This is a genomic window from Aliidongia sp. (assembly GCF_035943795.1).
GTDB lineage: Bacteria > Pseudomonadota > Alphaproteobacteria > ATCC43930 > CGMCC-115725 > Aliidongia.
Window position 1 is genome coordinate 19,680 of sequence record NZ_DASZBY010000089.1, and the last position, 17,397, is coordinate 37,076.

A 17,397-nucleotide genomic window follows, 5' to 3' on the forward strand; every position below is an offset into this window, starting at 1 on the left:
GCCGCCTATCCGCCCATCATCGGCGGCAGGGGCGACGCGTCCGAGAAATCGAAGAAATAGCCGCCCGTCGGATGGCGCGAGGCGTGCCCCATGTCCGGTCGGTGATCGATCGCGCTGTAGTGGGATATCAACGACCGGCGCTCCGCGCCCGGACGGGTCGCCAGCGAGCCCCGGTGCAGCAGGCGGGAATGCCAGATCAGCACGTCGCCCCGCTCGCCCAGGAACTCTTCGACCTCGGCGCCCCGCCGCGCGATCTCCTGTTCGAAGAATGGCGTCAGCAAGCGCTCGGACCAGGTCGGCCAGTTGGTATCGGATCCGTCATGATCCAGCAGCTGCAAGATCTTCTGCTGGCGGATCAGCGGCCAGCGATGGGACCCGCGCACGAACTGGAACGGCCCTGCGTCTGGATGAATCCGGTCGAGCGCCATCCAGACGGCGGCATAATGTCCGGAGACGAAGGGAGGGTTGAGGTAATCGTCCTGATGCCAGTCCCGTTCGGTGCTGACCCAGCCCGTCAGGTTCAGGTGCAGCCCCATGGGATGGCCGATCAGATGTTCGAGCAACTCGGCCAGGGGCGGATGGAGGCAGAGATCCTTGATTTCGGGAACCTGCCGGTAGGGGGTTTCCGAGACCCAGCCGCCGGGCTCCCGCACCTTCGAGCGCACGGCGCAGTAGCGGTCGATCAGGTCGCTGGGCAGAAGCTTCGGCAGGATCACCATGCCGTCCTCGCGCCATTGACGCTGCAGGGCGGTAAGGCGGCTGGCATCGACGGTGCTGCGATCGAGGAAGGGTACGGCAGCATCGTCGACGACGTCGCCGATGTCTTCCCAGCGCAGCAGCGATTCGTGGGGCCGCACGGCTGTCACGCGCAAGAATAGATCGTCTGCGGTGCCGTCGTGCGGGGTGATCTCCAGACGGGTGAAACCGCACGCCCCGATCAGTCGAGCGACTGCGTCGGCCGTGTAGGCGCCCATGTGGCTGGTGGGTACGAAGAAATTCCAGTCCCAGCCGGCGGCGGTCCGCTCCGCCGAAGCGGCGTTGGGGACGACCAGGTACAGCATGCCGCCCGGCTTGAGCGCGCGATAGCACGCCTCGGCATAAGCGCGGGGCGCTGCCACGAAATTGAGCACGTCGAGGGACAGGACGATATCCTGGGACGCGGGCTCGAGTTCGGCTGCTTCGAGCTTCACGGGATCGATCGGCAGGCGTAGATATTTGGCTCCGGCGGCTGCGACGGAACGCCACGGCTCGACTCCGCGCGCCGCCCAGCCATGGGCGCGGAAATGGTTGAGGACCTGCCCGGCGCCGCAGCCGGCCTCGAGAATGCTCGGCGTCCGGTGGCTCCTGATCGAACCCGGCGCCCGGCGTCGCAGGGTGGCCATGATATGGTCGTACAGATGCGGAATGCCGGCGAGATCGAGCAGGCGCCAGTCGTCGTAGAAAAAGCTCTCCGGCAGGTCCGCCCAAGCCTGCTCCACGGCAGGATGCGGGAACAGGAAGCCGCAGTGCGGGCATTCCCATATGTCACGCCGCAGTTTGGGATCGTCGGGATGGGAAACGTGGACCAGCGTGCAGCCGGCTCCTTCGCAGGCCGGACAGGCGGCGGAGGAGGTATCGCTCATGGTCTGTTTCCGATGCATAGATCGATGATCGCCGCCTCCAGCCGATCCGTTCCTCGTGATGCGGCTGACTCTATAGGCCGGCATATTGCCTGCCAACCCGCTGCTTCGGCGGCACGGGGTCCGGCCGCCCGAGGCTTGACGGCGATCAGACCCATCACCAGTTGTTGCGAACGATTTTTTCGCGGCGACCGGGCGCGCGCGCAGCAGCAAATCGCGATGAAGCCTCAAAGATGCCACAAGTCCATCGCCGACGAGGCTCATCGCGGACAAAAATATTCATCAAAAATTCGTTCGGCCATCCGATAACCTCACGGTGGGATGAAGCCGGGAGCGGGTGCAGGCGCATGAAGATCGACACGTATTTTGCACGCATGAGGATCGTCATCGGCGGAATATTCTGCCTCTGCCTCCCGCTGGCGATGATCTCGGCCGCGGCGGCGCATGAGGCACCCCACGAGGTCCTGGATCCGCTGCCGCCGAGCACTCGGCTGCAGACGGCAAGCGGCGACGGCCTTTTCCGCACCACCACGGATTCCACGGCGGCACCAGCGCCGGACGCATCGGGCTTCGTCAAGCGCAGCCGCGTCGTCCAGTTCGATGCCTCGTATCGCGACCGTATGCTGATGGCACCCGAAGTGGGCAAGGTCGCGGCCGGCCGGATGACCGGCCAGGATCCGGTACCTGCCCAGGTCACGGTCTTCAAGCTGCCGCTGTTCGACGATGTGGTCGTCAGCCTCTACAAGACCGGCATGAGCACGGACAACCTCGGCAACACGGTCTGGACCGGACGCGTGCTGGGCAGTGAGGCGGGTGAGGCGACGCTCGTCTTCGGCCATGACCAGATTTCCGGCAGCGTGCGCGTGGGTTCGCGCTCATTTACCGTTGCCTCCCAGGCGGACGGCTCGACCAGAGTGATCGAGCTCAGTGCCAACAAGCGACCCCACGTCAATCCGCTGCGCCGGCCGGGACGGGCCGCAGCACCCGCTGCCGATGCGGTCAATGGCGGCGCCGCGGTGCCGGTCATCAGCGCCGCGACGGGTGCGGCGACGACGGTCAGCCTGCTGATCGCCTATACGCCCAGGGCGCTGGCGGACGATCCGAACATCGCGACCTCGATCTCGCTCGCGGTCGCCTATACCAATAACGTCTTCGCGAACTCCGGCATGAATGTCCGGGTGAATCTGCTCGGCACGATGGAGGCGAATTATACGGAAACCCTCGGCGAATCATCGTCGACCATCCTGACGGACCTGCAGGCCGGCGCCGGCGGCTTCGCGGCGGTCCATACCCGGCGGGACGCGCTCGGCGCCGATCTCGTGTCGGTCTGGTCCCATTTCAGCGACGCCTGCGGCGTCTCGTATATCCTGGACGATGCCGACACCACGCCGACGGTCTACGAAGCGCCCTACGGATACAACATCATCTCGACCAGCTTCGGCAATGGCTGCCTGACCGATGCGGTCGCCCATGAACTGGGGCACAACATGGGGGCCAGGCACGATCGTTACGAAGACGATCCGAACGACTTGCTGACCAGCGTGTTCAACTTCGGCTATGTCGACGTCGCCCATCGCTTCATGACGATCATGTCGTACCCGAATGAATGCGACGACGCCGGGGAAACATGCGCGATCATCCCCTATCACAGCTCGCCCAACCTCACCTACCAGGGTGCCGCGCTGGGGATTGCCGATGCCTCGCCGAATTCGGCCGACAACGTCAAAGAGATCAATGCGATTGCTCCGTACATCGCCCTGTTCCGGACCGGCGCGGCTGCGTCGACACCGCTGGTTTCCGCGGCCCTGCCGTCCTCCCGTTCCGTGCAAATCAACCACACCGCCACATTCTTCATGACGGTGATCAACAGCGGAACCGTGGCGGCGACGAACTGTCGCCTGACCGGGCTGGCGCGGACCGACGGCGGCGTTATGCCAGCCTATGCCTGGACGTGGCAGACGACGAGCAGCCAGACGAACCAGGTGACGGGAACGGCTGAAACGGCCGTGAGCATCCCGGCGGGCGGCTCGCAATCCTTCGTCGTCGGGGCCAGCTTGTCGTCGCCGGTCGCGAGCACGTTCGGCGTGGTGACGACGTGCGACAATGCTACTTCTCCGACGGTCATTCCGGGGGTGAATACACTGCAACTGACGGTCGATGCCAATCCGGTGCCGGACGTCATCGCCCTGGCCCTGACGCCTTCGGACAACGGGATCTTGGCCGTGCCGACCGGCACCAGCGGCGCGTTCGCCGTGGCGACCGCCGACATCGGCACCGCTGGTTCGATCGTGGTTTCCGCCGATACGGGCAGTGCCGTCCTGCCGGCTTCGCTCACGCTGTGCCAGACCGACTCCAGCACCGGACAGTGCCTGGCACCGCCGGCCAGCACGCTCACCCACGCCTTCGCCGCCGGGGAAACGCCGACGTTCAGCATCTTCGCCACCGCGACCGGGGCGATCTCCTTCGACCCGGCGAACGCTCGTATTTTCGTCCGGTTCAAAGACGCGGCCGGGGGGACCGTGCGGGGTGCCACCAGCGTGGCGCTGCAGTCTCCTTGAGTTCCGATCGCCCGGAAACCGTCGATCGCGCGGGAGCGCAACGGCCGGCAGGTCATTGATGTTAGGATGGACAGGGGATAAGAAGACCGCCGCAGGAATTGGGGTTACGCCGAACGATGAACGCTTCGCAGGTGGTACAACGCGTTTGGCAATCCTTATACAACCCCGTTGCCGATCGCGTGTCCTGGTATACCAGCTGGCGCCACTCCAAGCCGGACTACGTCAGGCAGCGATGGGAGGGACAAAGCGGCATCCGACCGTCCGGCAAGATCGCGGTGCTGGTCCATTTTTCGACCAACGGGCGCTTTGCCGGGTATTTCCTGTATCTGCTGCGGGCGCTCGAGGAAGCCGGCTTTTCGACCGTCATCGTCTCGAACGCGCGGCAGATCGATAGAGACAGTCTGGAAACGGTGTTGCCCCACTGCGCCCGGGTACTTCACCGCGACAATATCGGCTATGATTTCGGTGCGTGGCGGGACGGCATCTCGCTCACACCGGAGATCGCGGGTGCCGAGCAGCTTCTGCTGGTGAACGACAGTATTTTCGGCCCCTTGCAGAACATCCCCGAGATCCTGGGCCGATGCGACTTCGACAAGGCCGATATCTGGGGCATGACCGACAGCTTCAGCGGAAAATACCATCTGCAAAGCTATTTCGTCCTGGTTGGATCCAAGGCCCTGCGGTCGAAGATATTCACCGATTTCTGGCAGAGGCTCCGCTACGTTTCCAGCAAGCGGGTCGTCATCTATAAATATGAGATCGGCTTGAGCCAAGCCATGCTCAGGGGCGGCCTCAGGCTGCGCGCGCTCTTTCCCTATCGGACGCTCACGAAAGCCGTCTTCGACTGCGCGCTCGTCGGGCCACCGAAGGGCGTGCATCCTTTGAGGGATGAATATTTCGACCGGCTGTTCCGTAGCGTGAACGCCGGTCACCCGCTCAATCCGACGCATTATTTCTGGGAATACCTGATTACCGACCTGGAATTCCCGTTCCTGAAGCGCGAGTTGGTCGAGAAGAATCCCGCCGGCGTCCCGCTTCTGTCGGGGTGGCGAAGCACCATCGAGCAGTCGAGCGATTACCCCGTCGACCTGATCGAGGAATATCTGCAGTCGACGGCGAAGGACAGGGTGTTTTGATGGTCGACCAATTCGATGGCGGCGGCGGGGAAACGACCTCGGCGGTGACCTGGACGGGCGCTGCGGACGCGATTGCGGCGGAGTGCCCGGTGTGCAGGACGGGGGGCGCCAAACCGTCAATCCTCAGGACGCAGAGCCTGGCGCCGGGCCGCGGGGTCATCACCCTGCTGCGCTGCCCCGACTGTTCGAACCTGTTCTGGGACGACCTCGAGCCGTTCGCCTATGAGGGCGGGACGGGATTTCCCTGGTCGGCGGATTTCTATGTCGAGCAGGGCGCCGGCGTGGATGCGCTGATCGAGCCGATCGCGCGATTGCCGGCCCAGCGCGTTCAACGCTATCTGGAGATCGGCTGCGGCTTCGGTTTCTCCGTCGATGCCGCCCAGCGATTGTTCGGATGGCGCTGCATCGGCGTCGATCCATCCCCCCTCGCGGACGCCGGCCGTCTCGCGCTCGATCTCGACATCCGGCCGATCTATGCCACGACCGAGGCCGATCTGGGTGGCCGCTTCGACGTCGTCTATGCCTCGGAAGTGATCGAGCACGTCGGCACGCCCGAGGCGTTTCTGGCGATTTGCCGGGCGCATCTGGCGCCCGACGGCGTGCTGGCACTCTCGACGCCGGACGCCGGCTCCATCCGGCCCGAAACCCCGTTGCCCGAACTGGTGCTGGCGCTCAGCCCGGGCCATCACTTGATCCTCTATTGCGAACAGGGCTTGCGCCACCTGCTGCTCACGGCGGGTTTCGCGCATGTGTCCGTGACGTCCCGCGGGCACCGACTGGTCGCCTATGCCTCGCAGCGCGTGCTCGATTTCGATGTTTCGGCGCCGCTCGACCGGGGGCTCTATCGCAAGTACCTGGAACAGGCGCTCGAGCGAAACGAGCTTCGGCCGTCGTTGCGGCGGGGGTTGCGCTATCGCCTGCTGAAGGAATTCACCAACGCCGGCGACTACGACGCTGGGCGGTCTCTACTGGCGATGCTCGCGGCCGACATCGAGCAGGTCTTCGGCATTGTGGTGGACGAACCGCTCGCGCACAGCGTGGTCGAGCGGGTGCGCTCGGGGCCGCGGACCGGGCAATTCGGTGCCCCCTGGTGCCTTCCGGGCATTCTCTATTGCGCAGGCATGATCGCGCAGAACGGCGACGGCAATCCCGCGGTCGCGGCCAATCGGTTCGACCTCGCCAGCGCTGCGGCGACGGTCTTCCGCGAAGCTTACGTTTCCATCGGCATCGATGACGGCGAGACCGGGGATTTCGAGATCGTCGCGGCACGCCAGGCGCTCCTGTCGCTGTGTCGCGTCGATCCCCGCCGTGTCCTTGCCCGCCTTCGTGCCCGCGCAGTCCCACTCACCGGGGAATTGCTGGAATCGATCGTCCGGCTGCTGATCGATCTTGGAGACGCGGACGCAGCCATGAGTGCGGCCACCGGCGAGCCGGCACTCATGGCGATGGCCGCGGAGTTCAAGGCACGTCACCGCGAGGACGCCAAAACAGATCCTGCGTCACCGCACCGGGCCACCGCCCGCATCGACGCCCGCATCCCGACATCGGCGACCGAGGCTTGCGCCCTGGCCAGCCGCCTGCTCGAGCAGCAGCCACCGGCGACCGGGCCGGCGTTGGCGTCTGCGATGGTCACCCTGACGATCCTGGGTTTCCTGGAGCCGGCCGCGCTGATCGAGCCGAAGATCGTGGATGAACCCGGCTGGCGCGTGGAAAATGCGCGCGGCCTGCTGGCGCTCCTGCATCATCGCGAGCCCGAGCGCGCGGCCGGCCATTTCGGGCGCGCCTGGGTCGAGGCGATCGAGGCGGTTCCGTTGCCCTCGCCGGTCGACGGCTGCCGCCTCAAATATCACGAGACCCTCGCCTGGCTGACGGCCGGCGACGCCCATCGAGCCGCTGCCGCCGCGGCCGACCTGGTCGGACCCGGCGCACCCGCCTGGGTCACCGAAGGGGCGAAGAGCGATCTGGCGGTTCTGCTGGCCGATCACCCGTTGGTGACGGAGCTGCTGACGCAGGAGCTCGACACTCAGGCGTGAGGCGGCACCAAACCCCTGATGAGTTTGATCAGGCGCTCGCTCGCATGCTCGAGCGAGTAGGCCCGTTCCACGTGGCGTCGGCCGCTTTGGCCCATCGACCGGCGTAGTTCGGGATCGTCGCGCAGTCGGCGAAACGCAGAGAGCCATTCGTCCGGACCGTTCGCGACGAAACCGCCGATGCCGACGTCGATGATCTGGGCATTGATGCCGACCGGCGACGCGATGGCCGGCTTCCAGGCTGCCATATATTGCAACAGCTTCAGGCCGCACTTGCCGCGCTCGAACGGAAGATCGGGCAGAGGCATGATCCCAATGTCCATTTCGCACAAGGCCGCGACCTCGGTCTCCTCCGACCAGGGGCGAACTTCGACGGGAAGCCCCTTCAGGACATCGGGACGTCCACCGACGACGAGGATCCGAATCCGGCTTTCGGCGGCGAGCTGCGTCAGCGGCTGACGCAGCGCGTCGAGGTACGGGGAGTTCTGAGGACTGCCGATCCAGCCGATCGTGAAGAATTCGTTCGGCGGCCGTTCGGCCGGTTCCGGGGGATAGCGAGTGAGGTCGATGACCGTCGGCAGCTCGACGATCCGGCGGGCACCGCTTTCGCGAGCTCGGGCGGCGATCGTCGGGTTGCCACAGGTGACCACGGTTGCCGCCGCCATGGCGCGGTCGACGCGGTGCCCCAGGAATTTCCGCACGAAGCCGGAAGGGTGCAGGTCGTAGCGGTGGTAGATGCTGTCATCGAGATCGAGGATCGTCGGGATCCGCCGACCCAGCAAAAGACGCTCCAGCGTCCAGGGCATCCAGGGCAGAAGCTCGCGTTCGATCCAAAGGATGTCCGGCTTCTGCGGACCCAGCAGCGTCATGACACGCCGCAGATAGGCCGCGATGACCCTCCACTTCGATGGGCGTTGTCCGTCCACCAGCGATCTGACGTACCAATTGTCGAAGAGCGGCTTGACGGCGACTTCGATTGCCGCGGTGGACAGTGCTGGCAGAAATTGGATGAGACGGTAGCGCGAACTCGCTGCAAGACGGCCGTATCGCGTCAGTGCGAGAACCTGGATCTTAGACGCCTTCGACATGCGGGGTTAGTTCTCGCTGACCAAATAGCACCACAATAGACGATACCCTGCGATGACGGACCGGAATCCGCTCGATCCTTGGCGCCAGCCTGCCAAAACAAGGCGGCTCCAAGGCTCAATCGCCAGGGTTGCGAACAAAACGACTATGTATTGACCATAGCCAAAGTGTTTTTTGGCGAAGATAAATCGGCTTTGCAGGAAATAGAACAGCCGTTTCGCCGGTATCGCGCCGCTGCTGCCGCCGCCGATATGTTCGACCTCGCCAGAAATTTCAAACCAACTACCCCTTCCGGCTTGCATCGCGCGCAGCGCGAGATCGGCATCTTCATAATACATGAAGAATCGTTCGTCAAAACCGCCGAGCGCCTGGAACAGCGGACGAGGCATGAACCAGCAGGCGCCCATGACCTGATCGACCGCGCGGCTCTCGATGCACGCGGCTTTGGGCAGGAACGCGCGAAAGCGGCTCAACCATGGCAATCGATCGAGGGCGAGCGCACGGGCCAGAACGGCCGAGGCTGTCGGAAAGGTCGAGCAGCTCTCCTGGGTCTCCCCAGCATGATCGACCAATTTCAGCCCCACGATGCCGGTCGCCCGGCGGTTCTGAAGGGCCGATAGTCCGGCTTCGAGTGCACCTGGGCGAACTCTGGCGTCGGGATTGAGGAAAAGCAGGAAGTCGGCATCGCCCAGAGCAGCGCCGCGGTTGCAGCCGCGCCCGAAACCCAAGTTCTCATCGACGCGATCGACGACGAGCGGCAGGTCGGGGGAGGTTTCCACAGCGAGGCTGTCATCGCTCGACGCGTTGTCGACGACGATGGTCGATTTTATCAGACCTTTTCCGTTGTTCCTGGCAAGCGCAGCGAGGCAGTCGGCAAGGTGCCTGCCTGAATTCCAGTTAACGATAATGACATCTATCATGCCTGCCGATTGAATGACCATGGAGGCTCTCTACGGGGTTCACGGATTCTTAACCGATCGTTTGATAATCTTTGATAAGAAAAACTGGGGCCTTGCGAATACATTGGAGAGAATAGCAACCTGAGGCTAAACGTGTCGGTTGGTCACATGCTGAGGCTTTGCTGCCTGCTTCCGCGGGATTTGCGAGCCGCAACCTCATGTGATCGCACAGACCTTCGGCGGGTTCACGTGGAAACGCGAGTACCTGCCGCCGTTTCAAGTTGCACGCCGTTTGCCGCCAGGATCGGCGAACGGGTTTCGACGAAGGGCGCGTGGGGCTATTATAAGAAGTCGGGCGGCTCGAAATTTCTGGAACCAAAGAACCGCGCCGTGGTTTATGTCAATAATGGGTCAAGGGTGAGGGTTCTGGTCATGTCTATGCTTCGTGTGCCAATGGCGATTGCTGCGGTGGCTGCGGTATTCGCGTACGCAGCGCCGGCAAAGGCGGACATCATTGCGGAACTGACTGATAGCGCCAACGACGCGCCGGTGTTCGCGACAAGTACCGCCGGTCAATATCAGTTCAATGGCGCAATCGGAAATTTCACGATCAGCGACCTGATCTCGTCGGTGTCGACGGGTAACACCAGCAACCTGCTGAGCCAAGGATTGACCTTGACGGCCAATGGCGCCGGCACCATGACGCTGACGGTGACGCAGACCAACTTGACCAGCGCCGCCCAGGTCATGAATTTCGCCTCGCAGTTCGGCGCGGTGACAAGTAATGCCACCGGTCTGACCGTCAATCGGACGACGTGCTTCGATCCGGGCAACGGGCCCAAGGGCGGCAGCAAGAACGAGCCCTGCTTCAACACGATCGGCAGCAACGGCACCCTGGCCGCCGCGGCCAACTCCGTGGCCGAGATCGTTGGCAATTCGCCTTTCTCGATCTCCGAGAACATCACCTTCACGTCGGTGGCGGGCGTGCTGCCGAGCACGGGCGACAGCACCGGCCCGGTTCAGAGCGCCGACCCGGATATCCCGCCTGCGGGATCGACCACCAGCCTGTTCGACGCGGTGACTTCGGTTCCGGAACCCGTCTCGATCGCGCTCTTCTTCACAGGCTTGGTCGGCCTGGGCTTGGCTCGCCAGCGTCGCCTGCGCGGCGGCATGGTAAAGACGACCACCGTCTGACATCGCCATGAGGCGTACCGACGCGGGGCAGCTTGCTGCTCCGCGGCGGTACGCCTCAAGCTTTGCGCAGCGCGCCGGGCTTGTGAATTGCCTTCGCACCGGTCTTGTCACTGCGGACCTCGAACTGCGGCGCGTCGGGCGAGGCGGTCGCCGCATGGGTTTTGACCTTGGCTGCCCCGGTCAATTTCTGCTCGATCCGGCCCGTCGTCTCGCCCTGGGGCGTGTTCCACCGGACCTTGTCGCCCGACTTCAAATCCTTCGCCATGATGGCTCTCCTCAGGCCGTCTCGTGGGGCCGGGTCGCCAGCACCGCGCTGGGCGACGAGCCCACCGGATGCAACTCGTCGAGCGTCCAGTCGCGTTTCTGGTCCATCAACGCGATCAGCGCCGCCATGTCCTGGTCCCGGTTCCATCCGGCCGCGGCCACGATCCGGCCGTCGCGCCGGTAATAGGCGATGAATTCCGGCGCTTCGGTGTCGCCGCGCACGATCAGTTCATCCGACCCGGACCCGTGGCCGACGTAGTCGAGCCGCTTCGAGAACTGGATCGTCCAGAAATACGGCACGGCCACGTAATGCCGTCCGGCGCCCAGCATGTTGCGCGCGGCGAGCCGGCCATGCTGCTCTGCCACGCGCCAATGCTCGACCCGGACCGTCGGTCCATCGCCTTGCAGCGGAAATGCAGCGATGTCGCCGGCGGCATGAAGCCCATCGGCCAGGCGCAGTTCGGCATCGACGTCGACGCCGCCGTCCTCGCGCAGCGGCACGCCCTGCAGGAAGCCGGTCTGCAGTCGGACACCCAGGCCAACCACGACCAGATCGGCCGCCAGTTCCTCGCCATCGGTCAGCACCACACCGGCGACCATCCCTTCGCCTGTCACCCGATCGACCCGGCGGTTGAGGCGGAATGCCACGCCCTCGGCCTCGTGCATCTTGCGGAAGATCGTGCCGATCTCGGCGCCCAGCTGCGGCTCGAACGGCGCGCGCTGGTCGGCCACGACCGTCACCTCCAGCCCGCGTTCGCGCAGGCTGGCGGCCACCTCCATGCCGATGAAGCTGGCGCCGACGACGACGACCTTGCGGCCGGGCACGGCGACATCGACCAGATGGCGCGCATCGGCGCGGTTGCGCAGGACGAAGACATGTTCCAGGTGCGCCCCCGGAAAGCTCGGCCGTACCGGCGCGCCGCCGGTCGCGATCAGGGCCGCGTCATAGACCCGCGTCGTGCCGTCCTCCAGCACGATGATGCGTGCCTTCGGGTCGAGCATCCGCACCGTGCCGTGGATCCGCTCGATCGCGTGATGGCGATAGAACGCCTCGTCCTGCAGCGGCGATTTCTCGCCGGCGTCGGCGCCCGACAGCACGTATTTGCTGAGCAGGGTGCGGTCGTAGGGTAGTTCACCATCCTGGTCGATCATCGCGATCTCGCCGGCGAACCCTTCTTCCCTCAGGGTCTGCGCGGCCGTGGCGCCGGCGCCACCACCGCCAATGATAACGAACCGGCGCGGATCGCGTGCCGCCGGCAAAGCCGGCTGCGCTTGGACCGGAGGCTCCGGCGCCAGCACCACCTCCCCGTCGCGGATGCCGACCGGGATATGGAGCAGCCCGTCGACCGCCGGCGGTTCCAGGCAGGCGCCGCTGGTGATGCAGAACGCGGCCTTGTGCCAGGGACAGACTACCCGGTCGCCGTCGAGGATCCCCTCGGCGAGCGGACCGCCCGCATGGGGACAGGTGCCGGCCATCGCGAACACGTCGTCGCCGCGTCGGACCAGCAGGATCTTGGCGCCATCGACCTCGACCTGCCGCATCGTGCCGTCGGGGAAATCGGCGAGGCGGGCCACGACACGGGCTTGGTTCGGCATGGGGGCACCTGTTGTTTTTGGATCCGTCTCCCCTTCAAGCCGCGAATTCCGCCCCCGGTTCCCGCATCGCTGGCGGGCAGCGCAACCAAATCTCCCCTCAGCAGTTCTGAAAGGCCTAACCGAGAAGCGGGAGAAGCCGACGTGCGAGCCCTTCGGGTCGATCCAACCGAGAGTGCCGACCCGCTGCCCGACGTGCGCGCGATCGCCCGCGATGCCGCCGATGCCTGCCGCGCCGAAGCGGCGGCGCTGGATCGCTCTGGCCTGGTCCCGCCGTCCAGCATCCGGCGCCTGGGCGAGGCCGGGCTGCTCGCGGCACCGCTCGGCCTCGACGCCGGCGGTTGGGGCCTGGGCGGCACGCCGGGGTCGACCGCGCGCCTGCTCGAGATCCTGACCATCATCGGGGGCGGCGACCTGGCGATCGGGCGGCTCTACGAAGGCCATGTCAACGCCCTGTTGCTGGTCGACCGGTTCGGCACGCCGACCCAGCGGCAGCGGGTCGCCATGGCGGTGCGCCATCATCACGCGCTGCTGGGCGTCTGGAACACCGACACGGCGGCGCCGCTGACGCTGGTGCGCGCGGGCAGCGCCTGGCACTTGGCCGGCGGCAAGTCGTTCGCTTCCGGCGTCGGCCTGGTCGCCCACGCGCTGGTCACGGCCCGCCGCCCCGACGGCGGGCGGCAGATGCTGCTGGTGCCCATGGCCGACCTCGCCTGCCGGATCGACCGGACCAGTTGGCAGCCGCTCGGCATGCGCGCCTCCATGAGTTTTCATATCGATCTGGAAGGAGTCGGGGTCGGCGCCGATGCGTTCCTGGGCCAGGCGAACGACTATCTGGCCGAGCCCTGGTTCTCCGCCGGCTGCATCCGCTTCCTAGCGGTCCAACTGGGCGGCGCGCTCGCGCTGCTGCGCACGGTGCATGCCCATCTGCGCCGGACCGGGCGTGAGGGTGATCCCTACCAGATCGAACGCTTCGCCCGCATGCGGGTTGCCGTCGAAACCGGGCGGCTGTGGCTCGATCGCGCCGCCGCCGTGTTCGACGGCACCGACGCCCCGGCCGAGATCATCGCAACCGCCAACATGGCGCGCCACGCGATCGAGCAGGCCTCGACCCTGACCCTCGAGCTGGCCGGCCGCTCGGTCGGCGTGCAGGGCATGCTGGCGCCGCACCCGATGGAGCGGCTGATCCGCGACCTGTCGACCTACATGCGCCAGCCGGCGCCCGACGCGGCACTGGCATCGGTCGGCCGTGCGGCGCTGGCGGCGGACGAGCTGCCATGGTGAGCGCCGGCGAGGCGATGCTGGAGCTGGACGGGCTGCGGGGCACCGTCCTGGTCGTGGCCCCGCATCCGGACGACGAAAGCATCGGCTGCGGTGGCCTGATCGCGACGCTGCGCCGACGGGAGGTCGATGTCCACGTCGTGATCATGACCGACGGCACCGGCTCCCACCCGAATTCTCCAAGCCATCCGCCGGGGCGGTTGGCGGCCGTGCGTGCGGGCGAGGTGCTGGATGCCTTGGCCATCCTGGGCGTCGCCGGGGGCGCCGTGTCGTTCTGGCAATTGGGCGACCGGTTCGTGCCCGATGAAGGTGCGGACGGCTTCGAGGGGGCGGCCGTCCGGGCGCGGGCTTTGCTGCGGGTGATGCAGCCGTCCCTGCTGGTCATTCCGGGCCGGGCCGACAGTCATGGCGATCATCGCGCGGTCTGGGCGATCTGGTCGCGCGCCGCCGCCGAGCTGCCGGCCCCGCCGCGGCAGCTGGAATATATCGTGTGGCCCCGGCCGGACGCTGCCGGCGAGGGGCGTCCCGTCACGCTCGACATCGGCGCGGTGCTGGCGCTGAAGCGCCGGGCGATCGCCGCCCATCGATCGCAGCTGGGGCTGGTGATCGACGACGATCCGACGGGCTTTCACTTGCCGGACGATCTGCTCGCCAGGGCCGACCGGCCCCAGGAATCCTATTTCGAGGCTCGGCCATGACGCAGCGCCGCACCCTGCGCATGCCGCGGGAATATTTCGAGGATCTCTACGTCGGCTCGCCGGATCCCTGGGGATTCGTCACCAGCGACTACGAGCGGCAGAAATACGATGCGACCATGGTCGCGATCGGCGGCGGCCATCGCAACGCCCTCGAGATCGGCTGTTCGATCGGTGTCTTCACCCAGCGGCTTGCCGCCAACTGCCGGCAGTTGCTGGCGGTCGACATCGCCGAGACCGCGCTCGACGCCGCGCGCCGGCGCTGCGGCGACCTGCCCAACGTCGAATTCCGCCGCATGCAGTTCCCGGACGAATTGCCGGACGACCGGTTCGACCTCGTCGTGCTGTCCGAGGTCGGCTATTACTGGACCTTGCCCGACCTGGACCTGTTTCTCGCCTGGCTGCGCGATGCGTTGACGCCGGATGGGGTGTTCGTGCTGGTGCACTGGACCGGGGGTACCGACTATCCGCTGACCGGCGACCAAGTGCATGACCATGTCGTGACCGCGACCCATGATTTCCTGCATGCGACGCACAAGGCCTATAACGACTTCTATCGGCTCGACGTGCTGGCCGGCGGGGATCGCCCGGCCGACGGGGCGTAGCGGCTATTCGGCGACCAAGGTCGTCGCGAACTCCGCGGGCGAGGTGATTTCCAGCATCTCGAGGTCGTCCGAATGGCCGAGTTCCCGATGGCGGACGCGCGGCGGCTGGTGGACGCAAGAGCCGGCTTCCAGCAGCACTTCGCCGGTGCCTTCATATTCGAAGCGCACCCAGCCTTTCAGCACATAGACCATCTGAAATTCGAGATCGTGAAAATGCCACTCCGGCCGGGCCTCGTGATCGTCGCGCGCCCGGATGACATGCGCCTTCATCCGGCCGCCCGTTGCATCGCCGATCCCCAGGTCGCGATATTCGAAGAAGCCGCGCAGCCCGTCCGCCGCGAAGGCATCGTCGGCCGCATGGCGCACCGTCACCGTCGAATCCATTCCGTTTCTCCCGCTCGGCCAAGGGCCGGATCTTACGTCGGCGTTCGCTCCTGATCCAAGGCGTTCAAGGTCGGACGGCGACCAGGTTGACCAGTGTTTCCTCCCGTCCGACCGGTGGCGTTCGGCCGAAGCAGCGTTCGAGAATGCCAAGGTCGCTTCGGCTCCACCATAGATAGGGATAGGAGATCGACGCCGGTGCCACGGCGAAGCCGGCCTCGGCGATCATGGCGATATATTCCTCTGCACTGCGCTGAACCTCCATGGGGTGGCGGAACAGCAGGCGGATGGCCCATGAATGGATGTATTTGCGCGTCGATTCGGCAAACAGCAGCAGGCCGCCCGGCTTCAGCACCCGGTAAAACTCGCGCAGTGCCGCTTCCTGGTCGACCAGGTGATGGAAGGTCTGGTGACAGAAGACCATGTCCGCGGATTGATCGGGCAGACCGAGGCACGCGCTGCTCGTCCGCGCGAATGCCACCGACAGGCGGCACCTGGACGCTTCCGCGGCGGCGGCTTCGAGCAGGTCGGCATCGATATCGATGCCGACCATGCGCTCCGGCCGGAAGCGGTCGTGCAGCAGCGCGAAGGAGCGGCCCCAGCCGCAGCCGACGTCGACGATCACCGGATAAGAGGGGCGCCGGTCCGGGATCAGCCGATCGAGATCCGCGACGGCGCGCGCCAGGACGTGTTCGACCCAGATCTCGCTCTTCAGAAACCACAGGCCGAACCGCGATTCCGGGACGTACGCGTCGGTCATTCCCGGCAACCGACCCCTCAGTGCTTGAGCTTGACGACGGTACCCTTGAGCGCCACGCCGGCGACGAATTCGCCGGCGTGGCATTCATAGTCGGTCTCGCTCGCGACGACCTTCTTCTTGTAGTAGCTCACGATATTGACGACCGCATCGCCCCCCAGCTGGTTGGCCCGATCGCGTAATTCCCGGAGCGCGGATAGCATGGCCCAGCGGCACGCGTCCTCGTCGGACCTGCCGAAAGAGTCGGTTTTCCGATTGGTGACGAACTCGCCATAGGTCTGGTCGATCGCCGGCGGATTTTGCGTGGCGAAGAAGAACGCCACCCCCGGGCCGACCCGCAGATAGAAGTCGCCGTTCTTCATCACTTCGTCGATCTTCGGATGGTATTCGGTGTCGCGCGCAAGGGCGTGGTGCGTGAGCAACAGCGTGCTCACCATCAGGAAACCGGCCGATATTCGACGCATGGGAAACAAGCTCCTCGGAACGGACGGTCGCTATCGCCGGTACCGCCCGCGACAGCTAGTTCTCGCTGGGCGGGAAGTTGGTCGATTCCGATTCCTCCGTCAAGTCGTGAAGTCCGAGCGGAGAGACGATGGCGTCGCCAGCCGGAGAGGCGAGCCTAACCAGCCCCAGGCCGTAGCCCTCGGGCAAGCGCCAATAGGCGAAATTCCAGGCGCGGCCCTGGACATCCTGGTGCGGGGCCGGTGCGTCGGGCGTCGGCGGCACCAGGTCCGTCCGGTTCATCAGCATGCCGAAACCGGCGCCGGTCGCCTTTGCCAGCGCCTCACGCAATGTCCAGATGCGATAGAATCCGTCGCTGCCCGCCGCCTCGACCGCGGCGGTTTCCAGCGGACCGAAGGCGGTGCCGGCCAGGGCAGTTACGGGCCGGTCCGGGCGGATCCGCTCGACGTCGATGCCGACCGCCGCACTCCCGATGGCGCAGGCAACGAGATCGCCGCTGTGGCTCAGCGAGATGAACGGCGCCGGCAGACCTGGGCGGCCCATCTCCAGATAAGGCGCGCCATCGTCGGCGCGCAGGATCTTCCAAGGCTCGGCCGGCACGGGATAGTGGCGGGCCAGCAGGGCGCGCAGCAGGACACGCACCATCAGCCGCTGCCGCTGGCCGGTCGGGTGGCGGTGCTGGTCGGCGAACCGCTGATCCTCCGTCGTGCCGTGCCGGGCGGCCAGCAGGTTTGCCGCGGGCGAGGTCGTGTCCAGATAGGCGATTTGGGTCAGTTGCTCTCTCCCGGTTCGTTCTCGCAGGGATGTGCGAGACCTCGCTGTCATCTCGACAGGTGG

General features: G+C 65.8%; 17 protein-coding genes. 7 read left to right on the forward strand and 10 right to left on the reverse strand.

Going from position 1 to position 17,397, the window contains the following annotated elements; translation table 11 throughout:
• Nucleotides 1-5: 5 nt before the first annotated feature.
• Both VGV37_RS16285 and VGV37_RS16290 read right to left on the reverse strand, forming a co-directional pair.
• Nucleotides 6-1,622, reverse strand: coding sequence for a phytanoyl-CoA dioxygenase family protein (locus tag VGV37_RS16285; protein ID WP_326880754.1), 1,617 nt, complete (start codon nucleotides 1,620-1,622; stop codon nucleotides 6-8).
• Between the two features lie 154 nt (nucleotides 1,623-1,776).
• The gene (locus VGV37_RS16290) at nucleotides 1,777-2,007 is read right to left on the reverse strand and encodes a hypothetical protein (protein WP_326880755.1); all 231 of its coding nucleotides are present in this window, start codon (nucleotides 2,005-2,007) and stop codon (nucleotides 1,777-1,779) included.
• Here VGV37_RS16290 and VGV37_RS16295 point away from each other — a divergent pair.
• The 3 genes from VGV37_RS16295 (at nucleotide 1,994) to VGV37_RS16305 (ending at nucleotide 7,346) form a co-directional block, all read left to right on the forward strand.
• Nucleotides 1,994-4,177 (forward strand): reprolysin-like metallopeptidase, encoded by a 2,184-nt coding sequence (locus tag VGV37_RS16295; RefSeq protein ID WP_326880756.1) that lies wholly within the window; start codon nucleotides 1,994-1,996, stop codon nucleotides 4,175-4,177. The two genes, VGV37_RS16290 and VGV37_RS16295, sit on opposite strands and share 14 nt — an antisense overlap.
• 131 nt (nucleotides 4,178-4,308) lie before the next feature.
• Nucleotides 4,309-5,313 carry a rhamnan synthesis F family protein gene (locus VGV37_RS16300; RefSeq protein WP_326880757.1) on the forward strand — a complete coding sequence of 335 codons (1,005 nt, stop codon included), beginning with the start codon at nucleotides 4,309-4,311 and terminating at the stop codon, nucleotides 5,311-5,313.
• Nucleotides 5,313-7,346: a class I SAM-dependent methyltransferase gene (locus VGV37_RS16305; protein WP_326880758.1), complete on the forward strand. Its 2,034-nt coding sequence runs from the start codon at nucleotides 5,313-5,315 to the stop codon at nucleotides 7,344-7,346. Before VGV37_RS16300 ends, VGV37_RS16305 begins: the two co-directional genes overlap by 1 nt.
• On the opposite strand, the gene VGV37_RS16310 is transcribed toward VGV37_RS16305, so the two are convergent.
• On the reverse strand, nucleotides 7,337-8,269 hold the full coding sequence (locus VGV37_RS16310) for a glycosyltransferase (RefSeq protein ID WP_326880759.1): 933 nt from the start codon (nucleotides 8,267-8,269) through the stop codon (nucleotides 7,337-7,339). The two genes, VGV37_RS16305 and VGV37_RS16310, sit on opposite strands and share 10 nt — an antisense overlap.
• A gap of 168 nt (nucleotides 8,270-8,437) precedes the next feature.
• Complete coding sequence (locus VGV37_RS16315; protein ID WP_326880760.1) at nucleotides 8,438-9,370, reverse strand: glycosyltransferase family 2 protein; 933 nt, start codon at nucleotides 9,368-9,370, stop codon at nucleotides 8,438-8,440.
• A 207-nt stretch (nucleotides 9,371-9,577) separates the two neighbouring features.
• On the opposite strand from VGV37_RS16315, the gene VGV37_RS16320 reads away from it, so the two are divergent.
• The gene (locus tag VGV37_RS16320; RefSeq protein WP_326880761.1) at nucleotides 9,578-10,522 is read left to right on the forward strand and encodes a PEP-CTERM sorting domain-containing protein; all 945 of its coding nucleotides are present in this window, start codon (nucleotides 9,578-9,580) and stop codon (nucleotides 10,520-10,522) included.
• A gap of 55 nt (nucleotides 10,523-10,577) precedes the next feature.
• On the opposite strand, the gene VGV37_RS16325 is transcribed toward VGV37_RS16320, so the two are convergent.
• Nucleotides 10,578-10,787: a DUF2945 domain-containing protein gene (locus VGV37_RS16325; protein WP_326880763.1), complete on the reverse strand. Its 210-nt coding sequence runs from the start codon at nucleotides 10,785-10,787 to the stop codon at nucleotides 10,578-10,580.
• Between the two features lie 11 nt (nucleotides 10,788-10,798).
• The gene (locus VGV37_RS16330) at nucleotides 10,799-12,382 is read right to left on the reverse strand and encodes an FAD-dependent oxidoreductase (protein WP_326880764.1); all 1,584 of its coding nucleotides are present in this window, start codon (nucleotides 12,380-12,382) and stop codon (nucleotides 10,799-10,801) included.
• A 141-nt stretch (nucleotides 12,383-12,523) separates the two neighbouring features.
• On the opposite strand from VGV37_RS16330, the gene VGV37_RS16335 reads away from it, so the two are divergent.
• From VGV37_RS16335 to VGV37_RS16345, 3 genes are read left to right on the forward strand one after another with little or no spacing between them, the layout of a single operon-like run.
• Nucleotides 12,524-13,663 (forward strand): acyl-CoA dehydrogenase family protein, encoded by a 1,140-nt coding sequence (locus tag VGV37_RS16335; protein ID WP_326880765.1) that lies wholly within the window; start codon nucleotides 12,524-12,526, stop codon nucleotides 13,661-13,663.
• The gene (locus tag VGV37_RS16340) at nucleotides 13,657-14,358 is read left to right on the forward strand and encodes a PIG-L deacetylase family protein (protein WP_326880766.1); all 702 of its coding nucleotides are present in this window, start codon (nucleotides 13,657-13,659) and stop codon (nucleotides 14,356-14,358) included. Before VGV37_RS16335 ends, VGV37_RS16340 begins: the two co-directional genes overlap by 7 nt.
• Complete coding sequence (locus VGV37_RS16345; protein ID WP_326880767.1) at nucleotides 14,355-14,960, forward strand: class I SAM-dependent methyltransferase; 606 nt, start codon at nucleotides 14,355-14,357, stop codon at nucleotides 14,958-14,960. Before VGV37_RS16340 ends, VGV37_RS16345 begins: the two co-directional genes overlap by 4 nt.
• A gap of 3 nt (nucleotides 14,961-14,963) precedes the next feature.
• On the opposite strand, the gene VGV37_RS16350 is transcribed toward VGV37_RS16345, so the two are convergent.
• The 4 genes from VGV37_RS16350 to VGV37_RS16365 all read right to left on the reverse strand — a co-directional run bounded on the left by VGV37_RS16350 (nucleotide 14,964) and on the right by VGV37_RS16365 (nucleotide 17,385).
• Complete coding sequence (locus tag VGV37_RS16350; RefSeq protein ID WP_326880768.1) at nucleotides 14,964-15,344, reverse strand: cupin domain-containing protein; 381 nt, start codon at nucleotides 15,342-15,344, stop codon at nucleotides 14,964-14,966.
• 64 nt (nucleotides 15,345-15,408) lie between these two features.
• Nucleotides 15,409-16,101: a class I SAM-dependent methyltransferase gene (locus VGV37_RS16355; RefSeq protein ID WP_326880769.1), complete on the reverse strand. Its 693-nt coding sequence runs from the start codon at nucleotides 16,099-16,101 to the stop codon at nucleotides 15,409-15,411.
• A gap of 17 nt (nucleotides 16,102-16,118) precedes the next feature.
• On the reverse strand, nucleotides 16,119-16,562 hold the full coding sequence (locus VGV37_RS16360; RefSeq protein ID WP_326880770.1) for a hypothetical protein: 444 nt from the start codon (nucleotides 16,560-16,562) through the stop codon (nucleotides 16,119-16,121).
• A gap of 55 nt (nucleotides 16,563-16,617) precedes the next feature.
• Nucleotides 16,618-17,385, reverse strand: coding sequence for a 4'-phosphopantetheinyl transferase family protein (locus VGV37_RS16365; protein WP_326880771.1), 768 nt, complete (start codon nucleotides 17,383-17,385; stop codon nucleotides 16,618-16,620).
• Between the last annotated feature and the right edge of the window lie 12 nt (nucleotides 17,386-17,397).